At 66.8% G+C, this 8,446-nt stretch carries 4 protein-coding genes; 1 reads left to right on the forward strand and 3 read right to left on the reverse strand.

Annotated elements, in window-relative coordinates; all coding sequences use genetic code 11:
• Positions 1–195: 195 nt before the first annotated feature.
• Complete coding sequence (locus VIR09_RS26195) at positions 196–2,241, reverse strand: TonB-dependent receptor (protein WP_332015515.1); 2,046 nt, start codon at positions 2,239–2,241, stop codon at positions 196–198.
• Positions 2,242–2,683: 442 nt separating this feature from the next.
• On the opposite strand from VIR09_RS26195, the gene metH reads away from it, so the two are divergent.
• On the forward strand, positions 2,684–6,457 hold the full coding sequence (gene metH, locus VIR09_RS26200; RefSeq protein WP_332015516.1) for a methionine synthase: 3,774 nt from the start codon (positions 2,684–2,686) through the stop codon (positions 6,455–6,457).
• 87 nt (positions 6,458–6,544) lie between these two features.
• Here metH and VIR09_RS26205 read toward each other — a convergent pair whose 3' ends face one another.
• Positions 6,545–7,321 (reverse strand): citryl-CoA lyase, encoded by a 777-nt coding sequence (locus VIR09_RS26205; RefSeq protein ID WP_332015517.1) that lies wholly within the window; start codon positions 7,319–7,321, stop codon positions 6,545–6,547.
• Positions 7,318–8,446, reverse strand: a 1,129-nt coding sequence (locus VIR09_RS26210; RefSeq protein WP_332015518.1) for a class I adenylate-forming enzyme family protein, incomplete at its 5' end; no start/stop codon positions are given. The genes VIR09_RS26210 and VIR09_RS26205, both read right to left, overlap by 4 nt.

Raw genomic sequence — 8,446 nt, forward strand, 5'->3', positions numbered from 1 at the left:
GATCCGCCGCGGCCTGGCCGGCTGTGGCCGAGGGCAAGGCAAGGCCGGCGAGCAGAGCCGCGACCACGCCCGCGGCCAGCCGCAAGCCCGAGGCCAGGAACCGCCCCGGAACGATGCGTAGGAGAGTGCGTGCGTGGGTCATGCAGGAAGCCGATATAGCCAGCGGGGAACGCCGACTATATCGGAATGCCGCGATCAATAGCGCAGCGTGAGCGACGCGTAGAAGTTGCGGCCCGGGGCGGGGTACAGGCTGTAGTTGGCGACGGGGCCCAGCATCTCGAAGGACGCGTTGCCGCCGCGGATGCCGTAGGAGGCGTACTGGCGGTCGAAGATGTTGTTCACGCCGATGGCGCCTTCGATATTGCGCGTGAACTTGTAGGCCACCTTGGTGTTGAACAGCACGTAGGCGTCCAGTTCCTTGGCGAACTGGTTGGCCTGGTCGTTGTCCATGCGCGACTTGCCCACGTACTGCGCCGCGACGTTCCACAGGAACGCGTCGGTGGGGCGCCAGGTCACGCCGGCGTTCGCCAGCCACTTGGGCGCCAGCGGCACGGTCTTGCCCGCAAGGTCTACACCGGCGTAGGTGCCGGAGCGGAACTGCGCTTCCATCCAGGTCAGGTTCGCGTCCAGCGACACGCTGCTGGAAATCGCGGTGTGGCCTTCCAGTTCGATGCCTTGGCGGCGGGTCGGGTCCAGGTTGGTGTTGGCGCCGGTACCCGGACCCCACATGCCGTCGGCCAGCGGGTTGTACTGGATCTCGTTGGTCAGGTCATAGCGGAAGTACGACAGGCGGGCGCTGCTGCTGGCCGACTGCCAGGTCACGCCGATTTCCTTGTCGGTGGACGTCTGCGGCGCCAGCGGGTTCTGCACCGACAGCAGTTCGTCGGCGTTGGGCAGGCGGAAGCTGCGGCCGACCTTGCCGTACACGCCGAAGCCGGCGGGCAGGTCCTGGCGTACGCCCAACTGCCAGGCGGTCAGGTGGTTGCTGCGGTCCGACGCCGTGCCCGAGCCGGAGATCACGTCCAGGTCGTCGGACGCATACTGGCGGCGCACGCCGCCCGTCACGTAGGTGCTGTCGGTGGCGCGGATCTGGCCTTCGGCGAACAGGCCGTACTGGTGCTGGCGCGACTGCCACTTGGACGGCTGGAAGTCGTAGTAGGCATTCTGGTTGGCCGTGGTCTTGGCTTCCTGGGCGTCGGCGCCGAAGACGACGCTGTGGCCGCCGTTGATCGGCAGGCGGTAGCGCACGCTGGCGATGTTCTCTTCCAGCTTCTGGTCGCGCTGGATGTCGCCGAAGCCGTCATACGTCAGGCCGTCCAGTTTCTTTTCGCGAGTCGACAGGTCGGCGTACAGGGTGCCCGCGCCGATCGCCTGCTCCACCTGCAAGCCGAAGGTGGTGGTGGTGGTCTTGACGAAGTCGATGTCGTTCTTCGAACCGCGCCGATCGTCCTGGTATTCGTTCACGCCTGTGGTCGGGTTGATCGTGCGCGGGCCGGGCAGTTCCAGCTTCTGCGTGGTGGTGCGGCCATACAGGCGGATCGAGCCGTCGTCATGGCGGAAGGTGATGCCGCCGCCGCCGCCCTCGCGGCGCTCGCCGCTGTGGTCGCGGTAGCCGTCGCTGTGCAGCGACTGCATGTAGGCGTCGATGCCGACCTTTTCATTGTTCATGGCCACGGCGGCGTCGTATTGGCGCAGGCCGTAGCTGCCGAAGGTGGCGGTGGCGCGGGCGCTCACCGGCTCCTTCGAAAAATCGGAGCGGGTGATGATGTTGATCACGCCGCCGGTGGTGCCGCCGCCATACTGCACCGAGCCGCTGCCGCGCACGATTTCAATGCGTTCGACCTGGTCCAGCGGCACCACGCCCAGGCTGGGCGCCGACAGGTCGTTGGTGTTCTGCTTGACGCCATCGATCAGGATCAGCGTATTGCTCGCGCCGGTGATGCCGAAGCCGCGCAGGTCGACGATGGAGTTGTCGCTGGAGCTGCTGGTATTGATCAGGTGGATGCCGGCCTGGGTCGACAGCAGGTCCTGCATGGTGCGGGCGCTAGCCGCGGCGATGTCCTCGGCGGTGATGACCGAGATCGACACCGGCAGCGTGCGGCCGTCGGTCGGCACGCGCTGGGCGGTGACCGTGACGGCGTCGAGCTGGGGAGTGGCGGGGGCGGCTTGCTGGGCGGCGGCGACGGCCGGGGCGGAGCAGAGCAGGGCGCCGGCGTAGCGCCGGATGGAACGGGTTTTCATCTACGTAACCTCGATGCGACCCGCGACCCCGCAGGCCATACACGATGGGGAGGATGCCCACGCCGCGGCGGGCCGGTGAGGGCCTGGCGGCAATGCATGGACTTCCTTGCGATCGAACTGGCCGGTATCGGGCTGCCATGGGCGCGTCGCGCGCATGGGGACCGTTGCGGGGGCAGCACAGGCTGGAGCCCGGGTTTGCCGGCGCCTTGTGGGGCCGCAATCCTGGGAGGTTCTTCCTGTTTCCCGTTTACCTTTCGCGCGCGGCCGGCAAGTGTTGCGTTCTTGCCTGTCCTGTACGCCGAAAGCACCGGTTCGGGGCCGAAACTGTATCACCGGGAGGCAGGAATAGGCCCATTTTGTTACGATCAGGGCTTGTTTTCGCGGTGTTTTTCGCTTTTTCGCCACATTGCGCCGTCGTCGCCAACTCCATCCGGACCTGCCCGTGTCGTATCCCCGCCTGCCGTACCCGCCCGAAGCCTATACCCACGGCGGCGATTTCGCCCGCTTGCTGGGCAAGCGCATCCTGATCCTGGATGGCGCCATGGGCACCATGATCCAGCGCTACAAGCTGGGCGAGGCGGACTTCCGCGGCCAGCGTTTCGCCGACCACGGCAAGGACGTCAAGGGCAACAACGAGCTGTTGTCGCTGGTGCGCCCGGACGTGATCTCCGAGATCCACCGCCAGTATCTGGACGCCGGCGCCGACGTCATCGAGACCAACACCTTCGGCGCTACCTCCATCGCGCAGGGCGACTACGAGCTGCCGGAACTGGCCTACGAACTGAACCTGGTGTCCGCCCGCCTGGCGCGCGAGGCCTGTGACGCCTACAGCACGCCGGAGCGGCCGCGATTCGTGGCCGGCGCGCTGGGCCCGCAGCCCAAGACGGCCTCGATTTCGCCGGACGTGAACGACCCGGGCGCCCGCAACGTCACCTTCGAGGAACTGCGAGTCGCCTACGTGGAGCAGCTTAACGGCCTGCTGGACGGCGGCATCGACATCGTCCTGATCGAAACCATCTTCGACACCCTCAACGCCAAGGCGGCGATCTTCGCCACCGAGGAAGTGTTCGAGGCGCGCGGCGTGCGCCTGCCCGTCATGATCTCGGGCACGGTGACCGACGCGTCCGGCCGCATCCTGTCCGGCCAGACCGTTGAAGCCTTCTGGAACTCGGTGCGCCACGCGCGCCCCATCACCATCGGCCTGAACTGCGCGCTGGGCGCAGCGCTGATGCGCCCTTACGTGGCCGAGCTGTCCCGCATCTGCGACACCTACGTCTGCGTCTACCCCAACGCCGGCCTGCCCAACCCGATGGCCGAGACCGGCTTCGACGAAACCCCGGCCGACACCTCCGCGCTGCTGGAAGAATTCGCCCGCGCCGGGCTGGTGAACATGTCGGGCGGCTGTTGCGGCACCACGCCCGACCACATCCGCGAGATCGCCGCCAAGGTCACCGCGCTGACCCCTCGCACCGTGCCGGACATTCCGGTCAAGACCCGCCTGTCGGGCCTGGAGCCGCTGAACATCGACGAAGACACGCTGTACGTCAACGTGGGCGAACGCACCAACGTGACCGGCAGCAAGATGTTCGCCCGCCTGATCCGCGAAGAGAAATACGACGAAGCGCTGGCCGTGGCCCGCCAGCAGGTCGAGAACGGCGCGCAGATCATCGACATCAATATGGACGAGGCCATGCTGGATTCGGTGGCCTGCATGCGCCGCTTCCTCAACCTGATCGCCTCCGAGCCGGACATCGCGCGCGTGCCGATCATGATCGACAGCTCCAAATGGGAGGTCATCGAAGAAGGCTTGAAGTGCGTGCAGGGCAAGCCGGTGGTGAACTCGATCTCCATGAAGGAAGGGCTGGAGCCCTTCCGCCACCATGCGCGCCTGTGCCGCCGCTACGGCGCGGCCGTGGTGGTGATGGCGTTCGACGAACTGGGCCAGGCCGACACGCTGGAACGTCGCAAGGAAATCTGCGGCCGCGCCTACAAGATCCTGGTCGAGGAAGAAGGCTTCCCGCCCGAGGACATCATCTTCGATCCGAACGTCTTCGCGGTCGCCACCGGCATCGACGAGCACAACCACTACGCCGTGGACTTCATCGAAGGCACGCGCTGGATCCGCGAGAACCTGCCCCACGCCCGCATTTCGGGTGGCGTGTCCAACGTCAGCTTCTCGTTCCGCGGCAATGAGCCCATGCGCGAGGCCATCCACACGGTGTTCCTCTATTACGCCGTCAAGGAAGGTATGACGATGGGCATCGTCAACGCCGGCCAGCTGGGCGTGTACGCCGACCTGGATCCCAAGCTGCGCGACCTGGTCGAGGACGTGGTGCTGGACCGCGCCGAGCCCGTGGGCAAGACCGAGGCCGACGACGAGCGCACGCCGACCGAACGCCTGGTGCAGTTCGCCGACAGCGTGAAGGGTTCGGGCGCCAAGAAGGAAGAAGACCTGGCCTGGCGCGACGCGGAAGTGGAAAAGCGTCTGTCGCACGCGCTGGTGCACGGCATCACCGCCTTCATCGTGGAAGACACGGAAGAAGTGCGCCAGAAGATCTTCGATCGCGGCGGCCGCCCTATCGAAGTGATCGAAGGCCCGCTGATGGACGGCATGAACGTGGTCGGCGACCTGTTCGGCGAGGGCAAGATGTTCCTGCCGCAGGTGGTGAAGTCGGCCCGCGTCATGAAGCAGGCCGTGGCCCACCTGATTCCCTTCATCGAGGAAGAAAAGCGCCAGATCGCGGCCGCCGGCGGCGACGTGCGCGCCAAGGGCAAGATCGTCATCGCCACCGTCAAGGGCGACGTCCACGACATCGGCAAGAACATCGTGTCGGTGGTCCTGCAGTGCAATAACTTCGAAGTCGTGAACATGGGTGTGATGGTGCCCTGCGCCCAGATCCTGGAAAAGGCCAAGGAAGAGAACGCCGACATCGTCGGCCTGTCCGGCCTGATTACGCCCAGCCTGGAAGAAATGGCCTACGTCGCCAGCGAAATGCAGCGCGACGAGTATTTCCGCAGCCGCAAGCTGCCGCTGATGATAGGCGGCGCCACCACCAGCCGCGTGCACACCGCCGTGAAGATCGCGCCCAACTACGAAGGCCCGGTCATCTACGTGCCGGACGCCAGCCGTTCCGTGGGCGTGGCGACCAACCTGATGTCGGACCAGTCGGCAACCTATCTGGCGGAGCTGGCCGAGGAATACGAAGAGGTGCGCCGCCGCCATGCCAACCGCAAGGCCACGCCCATCCTGCCGCTGGCGGAGGCGCGCGCCTCGCGCCCCGCGATCGACTGGGACAACTACACGCCGCCGCGCCCCAAATTCATCGGCCGCCGCACCTTCAAGAGCTACGACCTGGCCGAGATCGCCAAGTACGTGGACTGGGGTCCGTTCTTCCAGACCTGGAGCCTGTTCGGCCCGTTCCCGGCCATCCTGGACGACAAGGTCGTGGGCGAGCAGGCGCGCAAGGTCTACGCCGACGGCCTGGCCATGATGAAGCGCATCATCGAGGGCCGCTGGCTCACCGCCAACGGCGTGGTGGGCTTCTACCCGGCCAACAGCATCAACGACGAAGACATCGAGGTCTACAAGGACGAGACCCGCAGCGAGGTGCTGTTCACCTACCGCAACCTGCGCCAGCAGGGCGCCAAGCGCGAAGGCGTGAGCAACAAGTCGCTGTCGGACTTCATCGCGCCCAAGTCCAGCGGCAAGCTGGACTACATCGGCATGTTTGCCGTCACGGCGGGCCTGGGCATCGAGAAGAAGGAAGCGGAATTCGAAAAGGCGCTGGACGACTACTCCAGCATCATGCTGAAGTCGCTGGCCGACCGCCTGGCCGAAGGCTTCGCCGAGTGCCTGCATGCCCGCGTGCGCCAGGACCTGTGGGGCTACGCGCCCGACGAGGCCCTGTCCAACGAGGACATGATTGCCGAGAAATACGTGGGCATACGCCCGGCGCCGGGCTACCCGGCCTGCCCGGAACACGTCATCAAGACCGACATGTTCCGCGTGCTGGACGGCGCCGACATCGGCATGATGCTGACCGACAGCTACGCCATGTACCCGGCTTCCAGCGTGTCCGGCTTTTACTTCAGCCACCCGCAATCGCAGTACTTCAACGTGGGCGTGATCGGCGAAGACCAGCTGCAGGACTACGCCGCCCGCAGCGGCCGCAGCATCGAGGACCTGAAGCGCACCCTGGCGCCTAACCTGGGCTGACGGTTTAGGGGGCGTCAGGCGCACATGCCTGTCAGCCCCCGCCCACCACGCGATTCTGCCTGCCAGGTGCCCGCGCCGTCGCGGCTGCTATTCGTCCTGCTGCGTTTTGCCCTTGCCCACGTAGGGAATGGCGTGGTCTATGGTTTCCCAGATGTAGCGCCCGGACGGGCTTTGTTGTTCCTCGGCCACGTGCGAGACCAGGCCGGCCGCGCGCGAGATGACGGCGAAGCCGCGCATCAGTTCGGTCGGCACGCCGATCTCGCTGAGCAGCGCCGCCACCGCGCCGGTGGCGTTGATGGTGATGTGCTTGCCGTAGGTCTCGTCGATCGCGGCCGCAAGCAGCCGCAGCGCCTTGAGCGAGTCGCCCTTGAGGTCCGGTTCGGCCTCGGCCAGCGCCAGCAGCTTGATCGAGCGCGGATCGTCGGGCTTGTGCAGATGGTGGCCGAAGCCGGGCAGGGCGCTGCGCGATGCGCGGAATTCGCGGGCGATCTGCAGCGCTTCGGCTTGGCCGTCCCCGGCCAGGCGGATGCGGTCCAGCAGGCGCGAGCAATTTTCCATGGTGCCGACGAACTGGCTGCCCACGGCCATCAGGCCGGACGCCACCGCGCCCTGCAGGTTTTCCGGCGCGCTCATGTAGATCAGCCGCGTGGCGATGGCGCTGGGCGTCAGGCCATGCTCCATCAGGGTGACCAGCACGGCGTCGACGATGCGCAGGTCGACCGGGCGCGCCTCGCGCCCCAGGATCTGCATGATCATGACCTCAGTGAACGTCTTCTTGCCGATCAGATCCTCGACCAGGTCCACGTCGCGGTAGGACATGCCGGTGAGATGATGCGCGCAGAGGCGGGTTTCGGGCGTTTTCATGAGATCTCCTTCAGGGCCGCGTCGCGCACGGCATTTTTCAGCACCTTGCCCACGCTGGAGCGCGGCAGGCTGTCATGGATGTGGAACTGCTTGGGTGTGGCCACCGGGCCGAGCAGGCCGCGCACGTGGGCCTTGAGCTGGTCTGCGCTGGCTTGTGCGCCGGGATGGAACTGGACGGCGGCGTGGACCGCTTCGCCCCATTTGTCGTCGGGCAGGCCGAACACCGAGCATTCGTACACGGCGGGGTGCGCGGACAGCGCGTTCTCGACGTCGACCGGATAGATGTTGAAGCCGCCCGTGATGATCACGTCGCGCAGGCGGTCCTTCAGGAACAGGTAGCCGCGAGCGTCGATCAGGCCGGTGTCGCCCGTGTGCAGCCAGCCTTCCTGCACCGTCTCGGCGGTCTTCTCGGGCAGCCGCCAGTAGCCGGACATGACCAGGTCGCCCTGCACCACGACCTCGCCGATCTCGCCGTGCGGCAGCAGCGCGCCGTCGGGCGACATGATGGCCACGTCGGTGAGCCAGGTGACACGCCCGACCGAGGCGCGGTTCTCCGGCGCTTCGAGGTCGGCGGGGCGCAGCACCGTCACGATCTGCGGCGCTTCGGTCTGGCCATAGGTGGTGCCCAGCACCGGGCCGAAGAAGGCGCGGGCGCGGTCGATCTTTTCGACGGGCATGGGGGCGCCGCCGTAGATCAGGTTGCGCAGGTGAGGGAAGTCGGCGCGCGAGACGCCGGGCTGGGCCATGATCATGTAGATCAGCGTGGGCGGCATGAAGCTCAGCGTGCCGCCGCGCTCGCGGAAGGCGGCGGTGATGCTGGCCGGCGTGACGCCGTCCAGCAGCAAATGGGCGCCGCCGCGCGCCAGCACCGGCAGCAGGTAGGTGCCGGTGCCGTGCGTGATGGGGGCGGCCACCACATAGCGGTCTTCGTGCGTGAGCCCCCAGCTGGCGATCTGGTTGATGATGCCCGCGTTCCATGCGTGATAAGGCTGCATCACGCCCTTGGGCAGGCCGGTGGTGCCGCCGGTGAACTTGATGGCCTGGGTGGCGTCGCGCGGCAGCGCATGGCGTTGCGGCTCGCGTCCGGCGCAGCGGGCCAGCAGCGTCTCCAGCGCCAGCGGCGCC

Origin of the sequence: Achromobacter sp. (assembly GCF_036567245.1) — a bacterium.
GTDB lineage: Bacteria > Pseudomonadota > Gammaproteobacteria > Burkholderiales > Burkholderiaceae_B > Achromobacter.